This window comes from Kitasatospora sp. NPDC001159 (genome assembly GCF_053598235.1).
In genome coordinates this window covers 1-21,361 of record NZ_JBSFJV010000095.1, presented here as the reverse complement: position 1 = coordinate 21,361, position 21,361 = coordinate 1, and the positions used below count along the sequence as shown (strand labels likewise).

General features: G+C 70.6%; 15 protein-coding genes. 13 read left to right on the top strand and 2 right to left on the bottom strand.

Annotated features, from left to right (window positions below; translation table 11 throughout):
* The first annotated feature begins 69 nt into the window (after positions 1 to 69).
* The 4 genes from ACWC9T_RS33080 to ACWC9T_RS33065 all read left to right on the top strand — a co-directional run bounded on the left by ACWC9T_RS33080 (position 70) and on the right by ACWC9T_RS33065 (position 3,692).
* Positions 70 to 363, top strand: coding sequence for a WXG100 family type VII secretion target (locus ACWC9T_RS33080; RefSeq protein ID WP_449824746.1), 294 nt, complete (start codon positions 70 to 72; stop codon positions 361 to 363).
* Positions 364 to 447: 84 nt separating this feature from the next.
* Positions 448 to 1,734 (top strand): type VII secretion-associated serine protease mycosin, encoded by a 1,287-nt coding sequence (mycP, locus tag ACWC9T_RS33075; RefSeq protein ID WP_449824745.1) that lies wholly within the window; start codon positions 448 to 450, stop codon positions 1,732 to 1,734.
* Positions 1,735 to 1,844: 110 nt separating this feature from the next.
* Entirely contained in the window at positions 1,845 to 2,387 is a 543-nt protein-coding gene (locus tag ACWC9T_RS33070) for a SigE family RNA polymerase sigma factor (RefSeq protein ID WP_449824744.1), read from the top strand.
* A gap of 57 nt (positions 2,388 to 2,444) precedes the next feature.
* The gene (locus tag ACWC9T_RS33065) at positions 2,445 to 3,692 is read left to right on the top strand and encodes a hypothetical protein (RefSeq protein WP_449824743.1); all 1,248 of its coding nucleotides are present in this window, start codon (positions 2,445 to 2,447) and stop codon (positions 3,690 to 3,692) included.
* An 82-nt stretch (positions 3,693 to 3,774) separates the two neighbouring features.
* On the opposite strand, the gene ACWC9T_RS33060 is transcribed toward ACWC9T_RS33065, so the two are convergent.
* Together ACWC9T_RS33060 and eccCa are read right to left on the bottom strand one after the other, a co-directional pair.
* A complete protein-coding gene (locus tag ACWC9T_RS33060) occupies positions 3,775 to 5,178 on the bottom strand; it encodes an APC family permease (protein WP_449824742.1) in 1,404 nt (467 codons plus the stop codon).
* A 469-nt stretch (positions 5,179 to 5,647) separates the two neighbouring features.
* Positions 5,648 to 9,589 (bottom strand): type VII secretion protein EccCa, encoded by a 3,942-nt coding sequence (gene eccCa / locus ACWC9T_RS33055; protein WP_449824741.1) that lies wholly within the window; start codon positions 9,587 to 9,589, stop codon positions 5,648 to 5,650.
* 411 nt (positions 9,590 to 10,000) lie between these two features.
* Between eccCa and eccD the strand changes: the two genes are divergently transcribed.
* The 9 genes from eccD to ACWC9T_RS33010 all read left to right on the top strand — a co-directional run bounded on the left by eccD (position 10,001) and on the right by ACWC9T_RS33010 (position 21,066).
* Entirely contained in the window at positions 10,001 to 11,461 is a 1,461-nt protein-coding gene (eccD, locus tag ACWC9T_RS33050) for a type VII secretion integral membrane protein EccD (RefSeq protein ID WP_449824740.1), read from the top strand.
* 210 nt (positions 11,462 to 11,671) lie between these two features.
* Positions 11,672 to 11,962, top strand: a complete 291-nt coding sequence (gene rpsO / locus ACWC9T_RS33045; RefSeq protein WP_030062424.1) for a 30S ribosomal protein S15 — start codon at positions 11,672 to 11,674, stop codon at positions 11,960 to 11,962.
* Between the two features lie 456 nt (positions 11,963 to 12,418).
* Positions 12,419 to 14,626 (top strand): polyribonucleotide nucleotidyltransferase, encoded by a 2,208-nt coding sequence (locus ACWC9T_RS33040; protein ID WP_449824739.1) that lies wholly within the window; start codon positions 12,419 to 12,421, stop codon positions 14,624 to 14,626.
* 119 nt (positions 14,627 to 14,745) lie between these two features.
* A complete protein-coding gene (locus tag ACWC9T_RS33035) occupies positions 14,746 to 16,098 on the top strand; it encodes a M16 family metallopeptidase (RefSeq protein WP_449824738.1) in 1,353 nt (450 codons plus the stop codon).
* 55 nt (positions 16,099 to 16,153) lie between these two features.
* On the top strand, positions 16,154 to 16,900 hold the full coding sequence (gene dapB / locus ACWC9T_RS33030) for a 4-hydroxy-tetrahydrodipicolinate reductase (RefSeq protein ID WP_449824737.1): 747 nt from the start codon (positions 16,154 to 16,156) through the stop codon (positions 16,898 to 16,900).
* 7 nt (positions 16,901 to 16,907) lie between these two features.
* Positions 16,908 to 17,366: a hypothetical protein gene (locus ACWC9T_RS33025; protein ID WP_449824736.1), complete on the top strand. Its 459-nt coding sequence runs from the start codon at positions 16,908 to 16,910 to the stop codon at positions 17,364 to 17,366.
* Positions 17,363 to 18,094, top strand: a complete 732-nt coding sequence (gene thyX, locus ACWC9T_RS33020; protein WP_449824735.1) for an FAD-dependent thymidylate synthase — start codon at positions 17,363 to 17,365, stop codon at positions 18,092 to 18,094. The genes ACWC9T_RS33025 and thyX overlap by 4 nt, the downstream gene beginning before the upstream one ends.
* A 216-nt stretch (positions 18,095 to 18,310) precedes the next feature.
* Positions 18,311 to 19,210 (top strand): 4-hydroxy-tetrahydrodipicolinate synthase, encoded by a 900-nt coding sequence (dapA, locus tag ACWC9T_RS33015; protein WP_449824734.1) that lies wholly within the window; start codon positions 18,311 to 18,313, stop codon positions 19,208 to 19,210.
* Between the two features lie 170 nt (positions 19,211 to 19,380).
* Positions 19,381 to 21,066: a ribonuclease J gene (locus ACWC9T_RS33010; RefSeq protein ID WP_396253404.1), complete on the top strand. Its 1,686-nt coding sequence runs from the start codon at positions 19,381 to 19,383 to the stop codon at positions 21,064 to 21,066.
* Positions 21,067 to 21,361: the final 295 nt, after the last annotated feature.

Below are 21,361 nucleotides of genomic sequence, written 5' to 3'. Positions count from 1 at the left end.
GACCTTCCGCTCGACGGGGCGCCCGCGGCTGAGCGCGGGGTGCTCCGCATCCTCGTCAAGGGAGACATTGTGACCGACCACATCCTCGTCAACTTCCAGACCCTCCACAACGCGTCCCAGGAGGTCCAGAACTCGGCCAAGCGCATCGACACGATGCTGACCGATCTGCGCAAGGAAGTCACCGCCATCGCGCAGAGCTGGCAGGGCCAGGCCCAGCAGGGCTACAACGCCCAGCAGGCCAAGTGGGACCAGGCCGCCTCCGAGCTGCAGCAGACCTGCGCGAAGATCGCCAGCTCGCTGGAGTCCGCCGCGGTCAGCTACAACCAGACCGAGACCAACAACGCCAAGCTCTGGCACGGCTGACCGAAGGTTCCCGAGCGGGAATGACAGGGGCGGGTACCCGGGTTCCGGGCACCCGCCCTTCGGCGCGTGGCACGGGTGGAGAACATGAGGGGTGGCAGGGTGTCCGGACGCGGGTTCCGTAGGACGGCCGCGGCGCTGGCCGCGCTCGTGGTGCTGGGCGGCCCGCTCACCGCCCCGGCGTACGCGGACGGCGGGCCGGGGCTGGCCGCCGCCGGTGACTGCCCCAAGCCCGCGCCTGATGTGCAGACCGTGCCGTGGTCGCTGCAGCGGATGCTGCTGGACGAGCTGTGGCAGGGCGGGAAGACCACCGGCGCGGGTGTAACGGTCGCGGTCATCGACACCGGGGTGGACGAGCAGAACCCGCAGCTGGCCGGCAAGGTGCTGCAGGGCTCCAACCTGCTGGTCAACAAGGAGACCAAGCAGCCGGTCGAAGGCACCTCCAAGAACGACCCGGTCGGCCACGGCACCAAGGTGGCGGGCATCATCGCCGCCCGTAAGAGTGACAAGACCGGCTTCGTCGGGCTGGCCCCCGACGCGCAGATCTACTCGATCCGGCAGAACGACAGCGAGGGCAACGGTGACGTCTCCAGCCTCGCCGCGGCCATCACGGAGGTCGTCAAGTACAACGAGGACTCGAAGAACAAGGACGACCCGAAAAAACCCCCGATCCGGGTCATCAACATCTCCCAGGATGTGCGCGGCGCGGGCGACGCCCACTTCGGCGGCTACCAGGAGCTGAAGGCTGCGATCGAGTCCGCCGAGCAGAACAACATCGTGGTGGTCGCCTCCAGCGGCAACGACGGCAAGGAGGGCGACACCTACCCGGGCGCCTTCCCGACCGTGCTGGCCGTCGGCGCCTCTGACCGCAACAACGAGCGCGCGCCGTTCTCCCAGTACGGCTCCTTCGTGAAGGTCGCCGGGCCCGGCGTCGACATGCTCTCCACGGTGCCCGGGGGCGGCCAGTGCGTGGACAACGGCACCAGCTTCGCCGCCCCGTACGTCTCCGGGCTCGCCGCGCTGCTGTTCGGCGCGCACCCGAAGTGGACACCGGCCCAGGTACGGGCCTGGATCGAGCAGACCGCCCAGCGCACCGAGCGCGGCCCGAACCAGTTCATCGGCTGGGGCGTGGTGGACCCGGTCAAGGCCGTCACCAAGGCCCCCGATGAACCGCCGTCCGCCCCCACCCCCGACGCCCCCGTGCAGCTGGCCGCCGCCCCGATCGTGCCGCGGCCGGTCGGCCTCGGCGAGACCCAGGCCGACCGGGACGGCCGCACCGCGACGTACGTGGTCGCCGTCGGGGCGCTGCTGGTCGCGCTGCTGATCGGCGGCGGTGTCGTGCTGCGTGACCACCGCCGTAAGTCCGCCGACTGATCCGCGCCCCGCGACTGCTCGGAAAAATCCTGTGAAACGTCTGTAACACCGTCGGCCGCCCACCGCATCCAAGAAGTGTCAGGGAGCGCGGACGAGGGGGAGCGGCGGGCATGGGGTGGATCGGGGGCGGCCGGGAGGCCAAGGACGCCGAGTTCCTGGAACTCGTTTCCAGCCGAACCGGACACCTGTACCGCTCGGCCTGCCTGCTCACCAGCGGGGACACCCACTACGCCGAGGACCTCGTTCAGGAGGCCCTCAGCCGGATGTACGTGCTCTGGCGGCGCAGCGCCTTCACCGGCGGCCGGAGCCGGATCGACAACCCGGCGGCCTACACCCACACCGTCATGGTGCGCACCTTCATCGCCCAGCAGCGCCGCCGCTCCAGCGGTGAGCGCCCGACGGAGGCGCTGCCGGAGCCGGAGGGGCGCGACGCGGACAGCAGTCTGCGGCTGACCCTGCTCGACGCGCTCGGGCAGATGCCGGCCAAGGACCGTGCCGTGCTGGTGCTGCGCTACTGGGAGGACCGCAGCGTCGAGGAGACCGCCGAGGTGCTGCGGGTCTCCTCCGGTGCGGTCCGCACCCGGACCACCCGGGCGCTGTCCCGGCTGCGCTCCCTGCTCGGCGACTCGCTGGCCGAACTCGCCGCCCACTGAAACGTTTTTGCACGGCCCGCCGACCACATTCGTGACGCAAGGAGACGGTGACCAGCCATGTCCGAACCGGACAAGTTCGATGACGATCTTCTTTACGCCATCACCCGTACCGGTGAGGGCTTCCGCCCGGAGCAGGCCGATCAGGCCGGCCTGGTCGCGGGCGGGTACCAGCGCGGCCGCCGCCGCTGGCGCCGCCGTTCGACCGTCGCAGTGGTGGGCGGCGCCGCCGCACTCGCCCTGGTCGGCACCGGCGCGGTGTACCTGACCGGTGCCACCGCCTCCTCCGGCGCGGGCACGGTGGCCGCCGCGAGTTCCGGGGCAGCGAGCTCCAGCGCCGCGGTGACCCCGGCCTCCGCGGGCTCGGCCTCCCCCTCGACGGCGGTGGTCTCCGGCGACGAGGTGCTGGCCACCTTCCAGGCGTTGCTGCCCAAGGGCCGGACCGCCGACGGCAAGGGCCGCGGCACCGACGACCCCATGCTCAAGGGCACCTTCGCGAGCGCGCAGCTGGTGTACGACGACGGTCAGGGCAAGTCGCTGCTCTCGATCGGGATCCGGAAGCACCGCAGGGGCCAGGCGCAGGAGCGGAGCTGCCCGGACTCCAAGGACAACTGGATCGACTCGTGCGCGGTCACCACGCTGGCGGACGGCTCCAAGCTGTTCCTCCAGCAGGGGTACGAGTACTCGGACCACCGCGCCGACACCAAGGAGTGGATGGCGGCGCTGACCGGGCCGGACGGTCGGGACATCTCCCTCAGCGAGTGGAACTCGCCGCAGGAGAAGGGGGCGCCCGACAGCCGTCCCAACCCGCCGCTCACGCTGGAACAGCTGAAGGCGGTCGTCTCCGACAAGTCCTGGGACCGGATCGTCGCGGCGGTCCAGTACGACGGGGTCGACTACGCGGCCCAGGACACCGGTTTGTCACTGCAGGACCGGCAGTCGATCCTCGCCGGTCTGCTGCCCGCCGGGGTGACCGTCACCAAGATCGACGGCAACGAGGTCACCGCCAATGTCCAGCTCGCCCAGGGCGGTGCCACGGGATCGGTGTTCCTGCGGGTGCAGAAGCTGGTCCGGACGCCAGGTGACCAGACCGACAAGTTGTTCGAGGGTGCGACCGTGCTGCCCGAGGGGGGCGTGCTCAAGCTCTACGGTCCGGGGACGCCCGACGCGAAGGGCCAGCCGATGGCGGACGTCCTGCGGGGCGACCTGCGCGTCACCGTCTCCCAGGGGCCGACCGGCAAGCCGCTCCTCACGCTGGACCAGCTGAAGGCGATCGCCACCAGCTCGGCGTGGAAGCCGAAGAAGTAGCGGCACGGAACACGGCGGCGCCCCGGGCTTGGGGGAGAGCCCGGGGCACCGCCGTGTGGGGGAGGGATGTGGGGGGCGGGGGTCAGCCCTGCTGGTCCTCGGGGAGGCTGATCACCCAGCGGGTGGCCTGCCGGGGGCGCAGGTAGAACAGCCAGTAGAGGGTGGCGGCGGCGGTGATGCCGCCGGTCCACAGCAGGGGCTCGGTGTCCAGCTGAGTCATGATGTAGACGAGCACGGCGATCAGCAGCGCCGGGACGACCGGCCACAGCGGCATCCGCCAGGCGGAGGCGTGCTTGTGGTGGCCGCGCCGGGAGAGCAGCGAGGCGATCGCGACCAGCAGGTACATCGCGGTGACGGCGACGCCGGTGATGTTGCTGAGCAGCTCGCCCTTGACGAAGCAGAGCGCGGCGCCGGGGATGCCGACCGCCAGGGTGGCGATCCACGGGGAGCCGAAGCGGCCGAGGGTGCCGAAGGCCTTGTTGACCGGCTCGGGCCAGGCCTTGTCGCGGGCGGAGGCGAACAGTACCCGGGAGTTCTGGATGACCATCACGATGCCGGCGTTGATGATGGCCAGCGCGATGCACAGGCTGATGAAGGTGCCGACCGCGGAGTTGCTCCAGGCGGTGACCATGCCGGAGATGTCACCGGAGGCCAGGGTCTGCAGGTCGGGGGCGCCCATGGTGATGGCGGCGACCGGGATCAGGATGATGGCGCTGGAGAGGCCGAGCGTCCACAGCACGGTGCGCGAGACGGTGCGGCGCGGGTTCTCCAGCTCCTCGGACAGGTAGACGGCGGTGGAGAAGCCCTGGGTGACGAAGAGGGCGATGCCGAGCGCGCCGATGATGGCGCCGATGCCGACCGGGCTGACGGCGCCGCCGTCCCCGGCGACCACGCCGTGCAGCAGGCTGGGGTGGCCGGGGTTGCTGTGGGTGAAGCCGAGCACCGAGACGACGCCCGCGGCGACGACCTCCAGGACCAGGAAGATGCCGGTGATCCAGGCGTTGGCCCGCAGGTCGAGCAGGCCGGCCAGGGTGGCGGCCAGCATGACCGCGGCGCCGGCGATCGGCTTGTCGACGTGGAGGACGGGCGCCAGGTAGTCGGCGGTGCCGAGGGCGATGACCGACGGGACGATCATCACCACGATGAGCGACTGGATGAAGACCAGCCAGCCCGCGAGCCGTCCGGCCAGGGTGCCGACCATCGCGTACTCGCCGCCGGCGCTGGGGATCAGGGTGCCGAGCTCGGAGTAGCAGAACGCGACCGCGATGCAGAGCACCGAGCCGATGGCGATGGCCATGGCGGTGGCGCTGCCGATGCTGGAGAACAGCTCCGGCACGATCACGAAGAGCGTCGAGGCCGGGGTGACGCAGGACAGCGTGAGCAGTGTGCCGCCCACGACGCCGATCGAGCGCTTGAGCTGCTGGGGCGCGGCTGCCTCGGCCGTCGTGGCGGCTACGGTCTGTGGCGGGCGAAGCGTGTCGGTCATGTGGCTTCCGATCGACTCTGAGCGGTCCTTGGAATGGGAGCGGTATCGCCTCCGCCGGCTGGTTGCTCGGGTCTGTTCCGGTCGCTCCCGGGCCGCAATGGAACCTTGGGCGTATTGATCGCGTCAACGCCGGAACTGCTTCGGAATTCGTTGCGGTGGAGCGCATAAACATGCGATCTGATGATCACGTGGTGTCATCGCGCGGTTTGTCCGACTTGTTGCCTCGACCGCATCAAGGATGAATCGAAGGTGAACATCGCACTGCAGGCCACTATTCGAAGGTGCCGATCCGGCTGGACGGCGCTACGTTCAGGTGCCTCCGAGCGGCAGGGCAGCTCCAGGGTCGGGTACGGGAACCGCAGCCCTGGCCCGGAAAGTGCTAGGTAACGTTTCAGCACCTGGGACGGCGAAGGGGTCGGACTCCCGGGAGTCCGACCCCTTCGATCACGGTCCGTAGCGGACGGCGCGGTCACGCCACCGGCAGCCAGCCCGTCTGGACCATCTGCCCGTTGGTCGCGCGGCGTGACACGTAGACGCCGCGGCCCGGCGGCAGCGCCTGCGGCTTGACCGTGCCCAGCAGTGCGCCCTCGTCCCGGTTGCCGGAGAGGATCACGCCCTGCCCGCCCAGCTCGCGCATCCGCTGCAGCACCGGCTCGTACAGCGAGCGCCCGGCGCCGCCCGCGCTGCGGGCCACGATCACCCGCAGGCCGATGTCCCGGGCGAACGGCAGGAACTCGGCCAGCGGTGCCAACGGGTTGCCCGAGCTGGTCGCGACCAGCTCGTAGTCGTCGACGACGACGAACATGTCCTTGCCGCTGTACCAGCTGCGGTTGCGCAGCTGCTCGGCGGTCACGTCCGGGCCGGGCAGTCGGCGGGCGCAGGCCCCGCGCAGCATGTCCACGACGGCCGACATGGCCGGCTGTGCCGCCGCGTACTCCACCAGGTACTCCGGCGGCACGGTGCCCAGCAGTGCGCGCCGGTAGTCGCCGACCACGATGCCCGCCTGCTCCGGCGTGTAGCGCTCGGTGATCTGCTTGACCAGCATGCGCAGCAGTGCCGACTTCCCCGACTCGGTGTCGCCGAAAACGATGAACAGCGGGTCGGTCTCGAAGTTGACGAACACCGGTGCCAGTTCGGCCTCGTCCACGCCGAAGGAGATGCCGCGCTCGGGGTGCTCGAAGCCCTTCGGCAGCGAGTCGCCGTCCAGCATGGCCGGCAGCATGCGCACCTGCGGGGCGCGCGGGCCGGTCCAGGCGCCGTCGATCGCGCTGACCAGCCCGGCCACGCCGTCCTGCAGGTCCTCCACCGAGGAGGAGCCGTCCAGGCGCGGCAGTCCGGACAGGAAGTGCAGCCGCTCCGCGGTGACGCCGCGACCGGCCAGCGGCGGGACGTTCTGCGCCACCCGGCGGTCCACCTCGGACTCCATCGCGTCACCGAGCTTCAGCTCGATGCGGTTCTGCAACAGGTCCTTCAGCGCCGGACGGACCTCCGCGTAGCGGGTCGCGGTGATGACCAGGTGAACGCCGTAGCCGAGGCCGCGCTGGGCGATGTCGCCGATGATCGGCTCCAGCGCCTCGAACTCCTGCTTGAAGGTGTTCCAGCCGTCGATCACCAGGAACACGTCGCCGAAGGCCTCGTTGGGCAGCTGCCCGGCCGCCCGGCGGGCCCGGTACGTCCCGATGGTGTCGATCCCGGCCGTCCGGAACAGCTCCTCGCGCCGGTTCATTACCCCGTGCACCTCGGAGACCATCCGGCGCACCTTGTCCACGTCCAGACGCCCGGCCACCCCGCCGACGTGCGGCAGCCCGGTCAGCGACTGGAAACTGCCCGCGCCGAAGTCCAGCAGGTAGAACTGCACCTCGCGCGGGGTGTGGGTGACGCCGAAGGAGGCGACCGCGGTGCGCACCACGGTCGACTTGCCCGAGCGCGGGCCGCCCACGATCAGACCGTGGCCGGCCGCCCCCGCGTAGTCGACCTCCAGGATGTCGGTCTTCTGCTCGCGCGGCTTGTCCACGACGCCGATCGGCGTCCGCAGCCGGCCGCCCGGGTAGCCCGGTGCGGTCAGCCCGCGCTCCGGGATGACCTGCAGCGGCGGCAGCAGGTGGTCGATGCTCGGCGCCTCGTCCAACGGCGGCAGCCACACCTGGTGGGCGGCCGGGCCCTGGCCCGCCATCCGCTGGACGAACACGTCCAGCACGGTGTCCACCAGCGCGTCGTCCTGCTCCGGCGCCTGCGGGGCCTCCTCCGCCACCGGGTCCGGCAGGTCCACGTAGGCCGCGGTGAACTCCACCGGGTGGGCGTTCACCCGCAGTCCGCCGGTCGACCGCTGCTGCCCCGGCGCCCGGTACGGCCCCGAGACGTACGCGGCCTTGAACCGGTCCATCACGTCCTCGCCGAACTTCAGGTAGCCGACACCCGGCACCGGCGGCAGGTGGTACGCGTCCGGCACGCCGATCGCCGCCCGGGACTCGGCCGCCGAGAAGGTGCGCAGACCGATCCGGTACGAGAGGTAGGTGTCCAGGCCGCGCAGCTTGCCCTCCTCCAGACGCTGCGAAGCCAGCAGCAGGTGCACACCCAGCGATCGGCCGATGCGGCCGATCTGGATGAACATCTCGATGAAGTCCGGCTTGGCGGTGAGGAGTTCGGAGAACTCGTCGATGATCAGCACCAGCGAGGGCAGCGGGTCCAGCGCCGCGCCAGCGGCCCGGGCCCGCTCGTACTCGTGGATGTTGGCGTAGTTGCCGGAGCGGTGCAGCAGCTCCTGGCGGCGCTGCAGCTCGCCCTCGATCGCGTCGCGCATGCGGTCGACCAGGGTGAGCTCGCCCTCCAGGTTGGTGATCACGGCGGAGGTGTGCGGCATGTCCGCCATGCCGGAGAAGGTGGCACCACCCTTGAAGTCCGCGAGCACGAAGTTCAGCGTCTCCGAGGAGTGGGTCATCGCCAGTGCGAGCACCAGCGTGCGCAGCAGCTCCGACTTGCCGGAACCGGTCGCGCCGACGCACAGGCCGTGCGGGCCCATGCCCTCCAGCGCGGCCTCCTTGATGTCCAGGTAGACCTGCTCGCCGTTGGCGCCGACGCCGATCGGCACCCGCAGCCGCTCGTGCTGGGGGCGGGTGCGCCAGCTGCGGCTCACGTCGAAGGAGCCCGGGTCGCCCGAGTTCATCAGGTCGGTGAAGTCCAGGTTGGACAGCAACGGCTCGTCGTCGCCGCCGGCCGAGATCCGGTACGGCGCCAACTGCCGCGCCAGCGCCTCGGACTGCCAGACCGAGAGCAGGTCCGGTTTGCCGGTGTAGGTCGCGCCGGAGGCGGAACGCAGCACCAGTTCCTCGGAGTTGACCGTCACCATCAGGTGCCCGCTGGGCTCGTCCACGTCACCCGGGACGACCTCGATGACGGTCACCCCCTGGACGCCCTCGGCGCCGGCCAGCACCGAGTCGTGCGGCACCCCGGCGCCGTCCATGATCACCACGATGTGCGGCTGGTCCGCCGCGGGCGCGGCGTCCCGGACGAACCGCTGGCGGCCGGCCAGCTCGTCCTGCAGCAGGAACTCCAGGTCGCCCAGGTCGGTGGCGAACAGCCGGCGCGAGCCCGCGCCGTCGGCCTCCTTGCGGTGCTGGTTGTGCGGCAGCCACTTGGTCCAGCCCCACTCCTCGGCCGCGCCGGGCGCCGCCGCGACCGCGACCACCAGGTCGTCCGGCGAGTGCAGGGTGGTCAACTGGGCGATCATCGCGCGCACGTTGCCGTACACCGAGTCCGGGTCGCCGCACACCGTGATGTGGTAGAAGGCCCGCAGCGACACCGCCAGCGGCAGGTCCTGCAGGGTGCCGTGCGCCTTCAGGAAGGAGTGCATCGCGGCCGCCGACAGCGGCTCCAGCTCATCCATCGGCGCGGTCTGCGGTGCCACCAGCGGGGTCGACAGCTGCACCGGCCCGAGGCCCACCCGGATCTGCGCGAAGTCGCCGTCCGCGGTCCGCCTCTCCCACAGTCGCCGGCCGTCCTCGACGATCGACCACAGCTGGTCCGGCGCCGGGTTCAGGAACAGCAGCGCGCCGCGCTGGCTCTCCGCCGTGCGGCGCACCTGACGGCGCGTCTGCTGCAGGTACTTGAGGTAGTCGCGCCGCTCGTCCGCCATCGCGGTCGAGCCGCCCTTGCGGGCCCGCACGATCTGGGCCAGCACCATGCCGACCGTCGAGGCGATCATCAGACCGCCCATGATCTTCATCGGGGCGGCCGCACCGGGCGAGAAAAAGAACACCGCCGAACCGCCCATGCCGAGCATCGGCAGGATGCTCATCAGCCAGTCCTCGCCGCCCTGCCGGGGCAGCTCGGGCGGAGTCACCAGCTCCACCGGCTCGTCCGGCACCGTCGGCGGGTAGGCCCTGGCCGGTCGCTTGACCGTGATCACACCCATGCGTCATCCACCCCGCGGCGTCGATCGATCACTTCGGCATCAGCCCTCACGCGACTGCGTACGGCCCGTACGGGATGTTGTGGCTGAGGACGCCCCACACAGCGCAGCCCCCGTACTACCTTGCGCAGGCGCCGATCCTACATAGGGGCGAGATCCGGCCCCGGCCGCCCCCGCACCGTGCACCGCCCCGCAGCGGCGCCGGGCACGAACCGAACGGGTAGGGTAACGCCGCGCCAACTCGCGGCCCGGTCGGGCCGGTTCCACAGCCACACCGCGCGCGGCCGTGCCGCGGCACCGTCAACAAGGGGGAGCGCCAGTGCGTCGAAGGATCGAGGTGCAGCTCATGAGTGAGCTCATCATCGAAGGGCGCGTGTTGCACGAAGTGCCTGCCGAGCGGAGCGAGGCGGGCGCATGAGTTCTGCCGCTGCCACCGGTTACTGCCGGGTGACCGTCGTCGCCCCGGACCGCAAGATCGACGTCGCCCTGCCCGAGGACGTCCCGCTCGCGGACGTCTACCCCGAGGTGCTGCGGCTGGCCAAGCAGAGCCAGCCCGAGGGCACCCCCACCGGCTTCCACCTGGTCCGCCGCGACGGCACCGTGCTCGACAGCAGCCTGCCGCTGGGCGCCCAGCAGGTCCGTGACGGCGACCTGCTCGCGCTGCGCCCCTTCGCCGAGTCCCTCCCGCCGGCCGTCTACGACGACGTCGCGGACGCCATCGCCAGCGCCGTCGAGGCCGACCGCCGGTTCTGGACCGTCGACCTCATGCGCGGCTTCGGCCTGATCGGCGCCGGGGTGCTGCTCACCCTGCTCGGTTTCGCGCTCTGGTTCTCCGACGTCCGCCACGACATGCACGGCCTGCCCGGCATCCTGGCCGGCGTCACCGCCGTCGTGCTCACCGCGCTCGCCGGGGTGCGCGCCCGGGTCTACCAGGACGCCCACTCCGCCCTCGCGCTCGGCCTCGGCGCCCTGCCGCACGCCATGATCGGCGGCAGCGGCATCCTCGCCGTCGCCCACAAGTGGGACGGGCCCGGCCGGCTCCAGTTCCTGACCGGCTGCGTCGCCGTGCTGGTGGTCTCCGTGCTGCTGGCCGGGCTGCTGCCGGAGAAGGACGCGGCGTTCGTCGCCGCCGCCTTCGTCGCCGTCGCCGGCTCGCTCGCCACCTTCACCGCCGTGCTGATGCCGGACACCGCGGCCGGGAACATCGCCGCCGTCACCGGTGTCGCGGCCGTCGCCGCGGTCGGCTTCCTGCCCAGCCTCTCCGCCCGCTTCGCCCGGCTGCCGGTCGGCTTCAGCGCCCCCGGCCAGACCCGCACGCGCAGCCGGGACTACGACGAGGAGGCCGAGCGCGCCGAGGCGGTCCAGTACGAGAAGATCGCCCACCAGGCCCGCCGCGGCCACGAGGTGCTGGTCGGCCTGGTCGGCGGCTGCGCCGCGGTCGTGGTCGGCGCCTGCGCCGTCCTGGCCTTCACCGACCGGACCTTCCCCGAGCTGCTCGCGCTCGCCCTGGGCATCGCCACCATGCTGCGCGCCCGGCTGTTCCGCTACACCGCACAGGTCCTCAGCCTCACCGTCGCGGGCCTGCTGGGCCTGTGCCTGTTGATCGTCGGGCTGTCCCTGCACACCCCGCAGTTCTTCCTGCGTGCGGCCGGCTCCACCACCGAGCTCGACCTGCGCACCATCTGGCTGGGCGCCTCGATCGCCTTCGGCGCGGCGCTGCTCACCGCGATCGCCCTGGTGGTGCCCCGGCTCGGCGTCTCCCCGTTCTGGGGGCGCATCCTGGACCTGGTCGACAGCCTCACCCTGATGTCCCTGGTCCCGCTGGCGCTCGCCGTCCTGAACATCTACCGGCTGGTCCGCGGCGCCACCGGCTGAGCCGGGGCCCGTACCACCCGACAGTGCCTCCCGTCAGGCCCGCCGACCGGCCGGGTGGGAGGCACTGGTACGCTTGGCCTTTGAGCGTAGCCGTGCGCCCTCTCCAGGGTCGGTCGCAGACCGTCGGCCGCGCTCCGTCACGACACCGAGTTCTCACAGAGTCCTGTGTTGTCGACCAGGACCGCTCGGTAAGACCTTGAAGGAGTTGCAGTGGCTCTCGCCTCTGACGTCAAGAAGCAGATCATGGCCGAGTTCGGCACCAAGGAGGGCGACACCGGCTCCCCCGAGGTCCAGGTGGCCATGCTGTCCCGTCGCATCTCGGACCTGACCGAGCACCTCAAGACCCACAAGCACGACCACCACTCGCGTCGTGGCCTGCTGATCCTGGTCGGCCAGCGCCGCCGCCTGCTCCAGTACCTGGCCAAGAAGGACATCGAGCGCTTCCGTACGCTCGTCGACCGCCTGGGCATCCGCCGCGGTGCCGCCGGCGGCGCCCGCTGAGAACGCCGCTCGGGGCGGCTCCCCACACCGGGGAGCCGCCCCTCGCGCGTATGCCGCGGCGGTTGAAACCGCGGCGCCCGGACATAACAACTCGCGCGCACCTCCCCAGGTGGCCGAGGATTGCACCGTAGGGTTGTGGGCATGCCGGGTGATGGCGCACCAGCGCGCCACCCGGGCAGAAGGACCCGACCCCCCGCGGGACGAAGGCTTCAAACGGAAGCCGCCCGCATCCGAGAGAGCGTCCAGACGCGGACCGCCCGTCCCGGCCCGGCAGCCGTGAGGCGCCGGTCCTCGGTAGTGGCCCCCGGAACCCCCGCAGCCGAGCGGGGCACCCCGGAGGCTTCGATCGAAGACCGGCCCGACTGCCGCCCTCCCTGGTAGGAGGGCCCAGGGGCCAACCCGAGGCAGTGCGCGGGGACGCTCTCCCGGAGACGTACGAAAGAGGAGATCTTCCAGGTGGAAGAGAACGTGTTCTACGCCGAAGCCGTGATCGACAACGGTTCCTTCGGCACCCGTACCATCCGCTTCGAGACCGGCCGTCTGGCCCGTCAGGCCGCCGGCTCCGCCGTGGCCTACCTGGACGACGACACCATGGTGCTGTCGGCCACCAGCGCGTCCAAGCAGCCGAAGGAGCACTTCGACTTCTTCCCGCTGACGGTGGACGTCGAGGAGCGGATGTACGCCGCGGGCCGCATCCCCGGCTCGTTCTTCCGTCGCGAGGGCCGGCCCTCCGAGGACGCGATCCTCACCTGCCGCCTGATCGACCGCCCGCTGCGCCCGTCCTTCGTCAAGGGCCTGCGCAACGAGGTCCAGGTCGTCTGCACCGTGATGGCGCTCAACCCCGACCACCTGTACGACGTGGTCGCCATCAACGCCGCCTCCGCCTCCACCCAGCTGGCGGGCCTGCCGTTCTCCGGCCCGATCGGTGGCGTGCGCGTCGCGCTGATCAACGGCCAGTGGGTGGCCTTCCCGACCCACTCCGAGCTGGAGTCGGCCGTCTTCGACATGGTCGTCGCCGGTCGCGTCCTGCCGGACGGCGACGTCGCGATCATGATGGTCGAGGCCGAGGCCACCGACAAGACCATCAAGCTGGTCGAGGGCGGCGCCGAGGCGCCGACCGAGGAGGTCGTGGCCGCAGGTCTCGACGCCGCCAAGCCGTTCATCAAGGTGCTGTGCGCCGCGCAGTCGCAGCTGGCCGCCCAGGCCGCGAAGCCGACCGCCGAGTTCCCGGTCTTCCTGGACTACCAGGACGACGTCCTCGCCGCGCTGACCGCCGCCGTCAAGGACGAGCTGGCCCAGGCCCTCACCATCCCGGGCAAGCAGGAGCGCAACAACGAGCTGGACCGCGTCAAGGCGGTCGCGGCCGAGAAGCTGCTCCCCGAGTTCGAGGGTCGCGAGAAGGAGATCAGCGCCGCCTACAACGCGCTGACCAAGAAGATCGTCCGCGAGCGCGTCATCAAGGACAAGGTCCGCATCGACGGCCGCGGTGTCACTGACATCCGCACCCTGGCCGCCGAGGTCGAGGCCATCCCGCGCGTCCACGGCTCGGCCCTGTTCGAGCGCGGTGAGACCCAGATCCTGGGTGTCACCACGCTGAACATGCTGCGCATGGAGCAGCAGCTGGACACGCTCTCCCCGGAGACGCGTCGCCGCTACATGCACAACTACAACTTCCCGCCGTACTCGGTCGGCGAGACCGGCCGCGTGGGCTCGCCCAAGCGCCGCGAGATCGGCCACGGCGCCCTGGCCGAGCGCGCCATCCTGCCGGTGCTGCCCTCCCGCGAGGAGTTCCCGTACGCCATCCGTCAGGTCTCCGAGGCGCTCGGTTCCAACGGCTCCACCTCGATGGGCTCGGTCTGCGCCTCGACCATGTCGCTGCTGAACGCCGGTGTGCCGCTGAAGGCCGCCGTCGCCGGCATCGCCATGGGCCTGATCTCGCAGGAGATCGACGGTGAGACCCACTACGTCGCGCTGACCGACATCCTGGGCGCCGAGGACGCGTACGGCGACATGGACTTCAAGGTCGCCGGTACCCGCAACTTCATCACCGCGCTGCAGCTGGACACCAAGCTCAACGGCATCCCGGCCTCGGTGCTGGCCGCCGCGCTGAAGCAGGCGCGCGACGCCCGCCTGCACATCCTCGACGTGATGAACGAGGCCATCGACTCCCCGGACGAGATGTCCCCGAACGCGCCGCGCATCATCACCATCAAGATCCCGGTGGACAAGATCGGCGAGGTCATCGGCCCCAAGGGCAAGATGATCAACCAGATCCAGGAGGACACCGGCGCCGAGATCACGATCGAGGACGACGGCACCATCTACATCGGTGCCGCCGACGGCCCGGCCGCCGAGGCCGCCCGCACCACGATCAACCAGATCGCCAACCCGACCATGCCGGAGGTCGGCGAACGCTACCTGGGCACCGTGGTCAAGACCACGACGTTCGGCGCGTTCGTCTCGCTCATGCCGGGCAAGGACGGCCTGCTGCACATCTCGCAGATCCGCAAGCTGGCCGGCGGCAAGCGCGTGGAGAACGTCGAGGACGTCCTGGGCGTCGGCGCCAAGGTGCAGGTCGAGATCGCCGAGATCGACCCGCGCGGCAAGCTCTCCCTGATCCCGGTCATCGAGGGCGAGGAGGGCGGCGAGGCCGCTTCCGAGTGAAGCGCCGCTAGCTGACCCTTGCGGCCCGTACGCCTCCCGGCGTGCGGGCCGCGCCCTGTTGTCCACGCGTTCGTCCGTACGTGCCTCTTCCACGTACGTTTTGTCTGGAGGTATCCACCGTGGCCCAGGCCCCGGCGGTAAAGCAGCGACCCGGCACCACCCGGACCTTGCTCAAGGGCGTCGACGGCGTCGGCACGGTGCGCCGCACCGTCCTGCCCGGCGGCCTGCGGGTCGTCACCGAGACCCTGCCGACGGTGCGCTCCGCGACCTTCGGCATCTGGGTCGGCGTCGGCTCGCGGGACGAGACCCCGCAGCTCAACGGCGCGACCCACTACCTGGAGCACCTGCTCTTCAAGGGCACCGAGCGGCGCAGCGCGCTGGACATCTCGGCCGCCCTGGACGCGGTCGGCGGCGAGATGAACGCCTTCACCGCGAAGGAGAACACCTGCTACTACGCCCGGGTCCTGGACACCGACCTGCCGCTGGCCATCGACGTGGTCTGCGACATGCTCACCGGCTCGCTGATCCGCACCGAGGACGTGGAGGCCGAGCGCGGCGTCATCCTGGAAGAGATGGCGATGGCCGAGGACGATCCGGGCGACGTGGTCCACGACCTGTTCGCCAAGGTGATCTACGGCAGCGGCCCGCTCGGCCGCCCGATCCTCGGCACCCAGGAGACCATCAAGGAGCTCACCCGGGACCAGATCGCCGGCTTCTACCACCGCCGCTACCGCCCGGAGCACCTGGTCGTCGCCGCGGCCGGCAACCTGGACCACCGCAAGGTGGTCAAGCAGGTCGAGCTGGCCTTCGCCCCGGTGCTGGCCCGCTCGGCCGCCGCGCCCGCCGAGGCCCGCCGCGGTGTCAAGGCGCTGCGCACGGCCGGCAAGGTCGAGGTGCTCAACCGCTCCACCGAGCAGGCCCACCTGGTGCTGGGCGTGCCCGGGGTGCCCCGGCACGACGAGCGCCGCTGGGCGATGGGCGTGCTCAACGCGGCCCTGGGCGGCGGGATGAGCTCCCGGCTGTTCCAGGAGATCCGGGAGAAGCGCGGCCTGGCGTACTCGGTCTACTCGTACTCGTCCTCGTACGCGGACAGCGGCCTGTTCGGCATCTACGCCGGCTGCCAGCCCAAGCGGGTCGAGGAGGTGCTCAGGATCTGCCGCGCGGAACTGGCCAAGGTGGTCGCCGAGGGCATCACCGAGGAGGAGCTGCACCGCGCGATCGGCCAGCTCTCCGGCTCCACCGTGCTCGGCATGGAGGACACCGGCTCGCTGATGAACCGGATCGGCAAGGCCGAGCTCAGCTACGGGCACCACCTGTCGGTGGACGACATGCTGGAGCGGATCGCGGCCGTGACCCTGGACGACGTCCACGCGGTCGCCCGTGATGTGCTGGGCGCGTACCGGCCGTCGCTGGCGCTGATCGGCCCGGTCAACGACAAGCGGGCCGCCAAGCTCGCCGATCTGCTGGTCTGAGATTGCCCGGCCTGAGTTTGCCCGGTCTGAGTTTGCTGGTGAGAGGACTTTCGCTATGACGCTGCGTGTCGCCGTGATCGGCGCCAAGGGCCGGATCGGCTCCGAGGCGGTCAAGGCCGTCGAGGCCGCGCCGGACCTGGAGCTGGTGGCCACCCTCGGCCGCGATTCCAAGCTGGAGGAGCTGACCGGGGCCGGGGCCGAGGTCGCCGTCGAGCTGACCCACCCGGACTCGGTGATGGGCAACCTGGACTACTGCCTGCACCACGGCATCCACGTGGTCACCGGCACCACCGGTTGGACGGACGAGCGGCTCGCCACCGTCCGCGGCTGGCTGGACCAGGCTCCGGAGCTCGGCCTGCTGATCGCGCCGAACTTCTCCATCGGCGCGATCCTCGGGATGAAGTTCTCGCAGATCGCCGCCCGGTACTTCGAGTCGGTCGAGGTGGTCGAGCTGCACCACGACCGCAAGGCCGACGCCCCCAGCGGCACCGCCACCCGCACCGCCCAGCTGATCGCCGCCGCCCGCGCCGAGGCCGGCCGCCCCCCGCAGCAGGACCCGACCACCCACAGCCTGCCCGGCGCCCGCGGCGCCGACGTGGACGGGGTGCCGGTGCACGCGGTACGGCTGCGCGGCCTGCTCGCCCACCAGCAGGTGATGTTCGGCGACACCGGCGAGACGCTCACCATCCGGCATGACTCGCTGCACCACAGCAGCTTCATGCCGGGCATCCTGCTGGGCGCGCGCAAGGTCGTCGAGACGCCGGGGTTGACCTTCGGCCTCGAACACTTCCTGGACCTGTGAGCCCGCGATGACCTCTCGTACCGGTTTCTTCGTCCTGTCCGGCGTGCTGCTGATGGTCGCCCTGTTCTGCGTGGGGGAGGGCGTCCAGCTGGTCGCCACTGGCAAGCCGCTCGGCATCGGCATCGGCGTCTGTGCCTTCGTCATCCCGGTGATCGGCGTCTGGTTCCTGCGCCAGACCGTCCGCTTCGGCCGGTCCAGCGAGCAGCTCGCCCGCGAGCTGGAGGCCGAGGGCGGCCTGCCGGTGGACGAGCTGAAGCGCACCACCGGCGGGCGGATCGACCGTGCCTCGGCCGACGCGGTGTTCGCCCGCCGCCAGGCTGAGGCGGAGGCCTCGCCGGGCGACTGGCGGGTCTGGTTCCGCCTCGCCGTGGCCTACGCCGACGCCGGCGACACCCCGCGCGCCCGTAAGACCATGCAGCACGCCATCAAGCTGCACAGCACCGAACCCGCAAGGAGTAACGCGTGAGCGACGAACCGACGGCCCCCAGCTTCCGCAGCGAGGTGACGGTGGAGCTGGTCCGCAGCGCCGCCGCCGACTCGGACGTCATCTGGGCGGCCCGGGTCTCGACCGCGGGGGAGCAGTCCCTGGAGGCGCTCCAGCAGGACCCGGAGAAGTCCAAGGGCCTGATCAACTTCCTGATGCGGGACCGGCACGGCACGCCGTTCGAGCACAACTCGATGACCTTCTTCATCAGTGCGCCGATCTTCGTGTTCCGCGAGTTCCACCGGCACCGCAGCGGCTGGTCGTACAACGAGGAGTCCGGCCGCTACCGCGAGCTGCAGCCGGTCTTCTACGTCCCCGGCGAGGACCGCAAGCTGGTCCAGGAGGGCCGCCCGGGCAAGTATGAGTTCACCGAGGGCACCCCGGAGCAGCACAAGACCACTGCCGAGGCGATGGAGGCCGCGTACCGCGAGTCGTACGCCCGCTACCAGGAGATGCTGGCGGCCGGCGTGGCCCGCGAGGTGGCCCGTGCGGTGCTGCCGGTCGGCCTGTTCTCCTCGATGTACGCGACCTGCAACGCGCGCTCGCTGATGCACTTCCTCTCGCTGCGCACCCGGCGGGAGAACTCGGCGGTGCCGTCCTTCCCGCAGCGCGAGATCGAGATGGTCGCCGAGCAGATGGAGGAGCAGTGGGCCCGGCTCATGCCGCTCACCCATGCGGCTTTTGAGAAGCACGGCCGAGTCGCCCCCTGACCTGGGACGACAGGCATATGGGCAGAGTGTCGGGCATGTCTGGATTGCGGCTTTTCTAGCCGCTCCCTAAATTCGTGACCACGGATTCCGGTGCTGCCCGAACCCCCGAGCGGGCAGCACCGGAATCCCATCTCTTGGGCCCTTGACCTGCTACACCTGTCCGAACCCTGGACCGGCATGGGCACCGCCCCACCGCCTACGAGTAGCTTTGGACGCATGGCTCCGACCTCCACCCCCCAGACGCCGTTCGGCCGGGTGCTGACCGCGATGGTCACCCCGTTCACCGCCGACGGCGGACTCGACATCGACGGCGCCCAGCGCCTCGCCACGCACCTCGTCGACTCCGGGAACGACGGCCTCGTCGTCAACGGCACCACCGGTGAGTCCCCGACCACTAGCGACGCCGAGAAGGCCCAGCTCGTCCGCGCCGTGGTGGAGGCGGTCGGGGACCGTGCCCACGTGGTGGCCGGCGTCGGCACCAACGACACCCACCACAGCGTCGAGCTGGCCCGCCAGGCGGAAGCCGCCGGGGCGCACGGGCTGCTGGTGGTCACGCCGTACTACAACAAGCCCCCGCAGGAGGGCCTGTACCGGCACTTCACCCGGGTCGCCGACGCCACCGGCCTGCCGGTCATGACGTACGACATCCCGGGCCGCAGCGGGGTCGCGCTGAGCCACGAGACGCTGGTCCGGCTCGGCGAGCACCCGCGGATCGTCGCCAACAAGGACGCCAAGGGCGACCTCGGCGCCGCGGCCTGGGCGATCGCCCGCTCCGACCTCGCCTGGTACTCCGGCGACGACATCCTCAACCTGCCGCTGCTGTCGGTCGGAGCCGTCGGCGTGGTCAGCGTCGTCGGGCACGTGGTCGCCGGTGAGCTGAAGGCGATGATCGAGGCCTACCTGGCGGGCGATGTGGCCAAGGCCACCGCGGTCCACCAGAGCCTGCTGCCCGTGTTCACGGGTATGTTCCGCACCCAGGGCGTGATCCTCTCCAAGGCCGCGCTGGACCTCCAGGGCCTGCCGGCCGGCCCGCTGCGGCTGCCGCTGGTCGGCGCGACGCCCGAGGAGATCGACCGATTGAAGCAGGATCTCGCCGCCGGCGGGGTACACCTCTAGCAGACACAGACGTGCGCGCCCCGGCTCGCCGGGCCCTCACGGGTCCGCCGCTGGACCGGACCGAAGGCGCGAGAGCACAGACCCAGTAGGAAAACGACACTGAGTACGCACGCCATATGTCTCCAGGGGGAGGACCCCGGACATATGGCGTGCGTCGTGAGGAGAGTCTTTTGAGCCACCCGCACCCCGAGCTCGGCGCGCCCCCGGCACTGAAGGAGGGCGCCCTCCGTATCACTCCGCTCGGCGGCCTCGGCGAGATCGGCCGCAACATGACGGTCCTCGAGTACGGGGACCGCATCCTGATCGTCGACTGCGGAGTCCTCTTCCCCGAGGACGAGCAGCCCGGCGTGGACCTGATCCTCCCGGACTTCAGCTACATCCGGGACCGCCTCGACAAGGTCGACGGCATCATCCTCACCCACGGGCACGAGGACCACATCGGCGCCGTCCCCTTCCTCCTGCGGGAGAACCCGGACATCCCGCTGATCGGTTCGAAGCTGACCCTGGCCCTGATCGAGGCCAAGCTCGCCGAGCACCGCATCCGCCCGTACGTGCTGGAGGTCAAGGAGGGCGAGCGCGAGCGCATCGGCCCCTTCGACTGCGAGTTCATCGCGGTCAACCACTCCATCCCGGACGCCCTCGCGGTGGCGGTCCGCACCCCTGCCGGCATGGTCGTGGCCACCGGCGACTTCAAGATGGACCAGCTGCCGCTGGACGGTCGACTGACCGACCTGCCGACCTTCGCCAAGCTGGCGGAGGAGGGCATGGACCTGCTGCTGGTGGACTCCACCAATGCCGAGGTCCCCGGCTTCATCCCGCACGAGCGGGACATCTCGGCCGCGCTGCGAAACGTTTTCGCGAACGCCGAGAAGCGCATCATCGTCGCCTCCTTCGCCAGCCACGTGCACCGCATCCAGCAGGTGCTGGACGCCGCGCACGAGTACAAGCGCAAGGTCGCCTTCGTCGGCCGCTCGATGGTCCGCAACATGGGCATCGCCCGTGACCTCGGGTACCTGAAGGTCCCCGGCAACATGGTCGTCGACGTCAAGCAGCTCGACGACCTGCCGGACAAGGAGGTCGTGCTGATCTGCACCGGCTCGCAGGGCGAGCCGATGGCGGCGCTGTCCCGGATGGCCAACCGCGACCACCAGATCCGCATCGTCGAGGGCGACACCGTCGTCCTGGCGTCCTCGCTCATCCCGGGCAACGAGAACGCCGTCTACCGCGTGATCAACGGCCTGACCCGCTGGGGGGCCAAGGTCGTGCACAAGGGCAACGCCAAGGTGCACGTCTCCGGCCACGCCTCGGCCGGCGAGCTGCTCTACTTCTTCAACATCTGCAAGCCGCGCAACCTGATGCCGGTCCACGGCGAGTGGCGCCACCTGCGGGCCGCCGCCGAGCTGGGAGTCGCCACCGGTGTGCCGCGCAACCGCGTGGTCATCGCCGAGGACGGCGTCTGCGTGGACCTGGAGGGCGGCGTCGCCCGGATCGTCGGCAAGGTGCAGGCGGGCTACGTCTACGTGGACGGCGCCTCGGTCGGCGACATCAGCGAGGCCTCGCTCAAGGACCGCAAGATCCTCGGCGAGGAGGGCTTCATCTCGGTCTTCGTCGCGGTCGATTCGACCAACGGCAAGATCGTCGGTGGCCCGACCATCCAGGCCCGCGGTTCCGGCATCGAGGACAGCGCCTTCGTCCCCGTGGCCTCCAAGCTCCAGGAGGCCCTGGACCGCTCGGCCAGCGACGGCGTGCTGGAGCCCCGCCAGGTGCAGCAGCTGGTCCGCCGGACCATCGGCAAGTGGGTCGCGGACAACTACCGCCGCCGGCCGATGATCCTGCCGGTCGTGGTCGAGGTCTGAGCCTCCTCCGGCCCCTGCTGAGGCTGGTTTGACGTGGGGCGACCCGGTGCGTAATGTTCTCCGGGTTGCCCCACGGGACGAGCCCCAAGGAAGCCCTCGAATCTGAATTCGAGAACGACCGGGAAAACGGACCGAGAAACTCTGATAGAGTTCGGGAGCGCCGAAAGGCGAAAGCAAAGTCAGATAAATGAAACTCCGGAAAACGGAGCGGAAAACATCTGATAAGCTGGAAACACGAAAGAACGAAGCGCCCGGAGGGCCCGCTGGAAGGCGGTCCGAAGGAAGTGTCCGTTCC

What these genes read in the sequence shown, in the direction of transcription:
- ACWC9T_RS33025 (WP_449824736.1), top strand. Translation starts at nt 16,908, where the DNA reads ATGACCTCTCGTACCGGTTTCTTCGTCCTGTCCGGCGTGCTGCTGATG.
- ACWC9T_RS33065 (WP_449824743.1), top strand. Translation starts at nt 2,445, where the DNA reads ATGTCCGAACCGGACAAGTTCGATGACGATCTTCTTTACGCCATCACC.
- ACWC9T_RS33070 (WP_449824744.1), top strand. Translation starts at nt 1,845, where the DNA reads ATGGGGTGGATCGGGGGCGGCCGGGAGGCCAAGGACGCCGAGTTCCTG.
- dapA (WP_449824734.1), top strand. Translation starts at nt 18,311, where the DNA reads ATGGCTCCGACCTCCACCCCCCAGACGCCGTTCGGCCGGGTGCTGACC.
- ACWC9T_RS33060 (WP_449824742.1), bottom strand. Translation starts at nt 5,178, where the DNA reads ATGACCGACACGCTTCGCCCGCCACAGACCGTAGCCGCCACGACGGCC.
- dapB (WP_449824737.1), top strand. Translation starts at nt 16,154, where the DNA reads ATGACGCTGCGTGTCGCCGTGATCGGCGCCAAGGGCCGGATCGGCTCC.
- eccD (WP_449824740.1), top strand. Translation starts at nt 10,001, where the DNA reads ATGAGTTCTGCCGCTGCCACCGGTTACTGCCGGGTGACCGTCGTCGCC.
- mycP (WP_449824745.1), top strand. Translation starts at nt 448, where the DNA reads ATGAGGGGTGGCAGGGTGTCCGGACGCGGGTTCCGTAGGACGGCCGCG.
- eccCa (WP_449824741.1), bottom strand. Translation starts at nt 9,589, where the DNA reads ATGGGTGTGATCACGGTCAAGCGACCGGCCAGGGCCTACCCGCCGACG.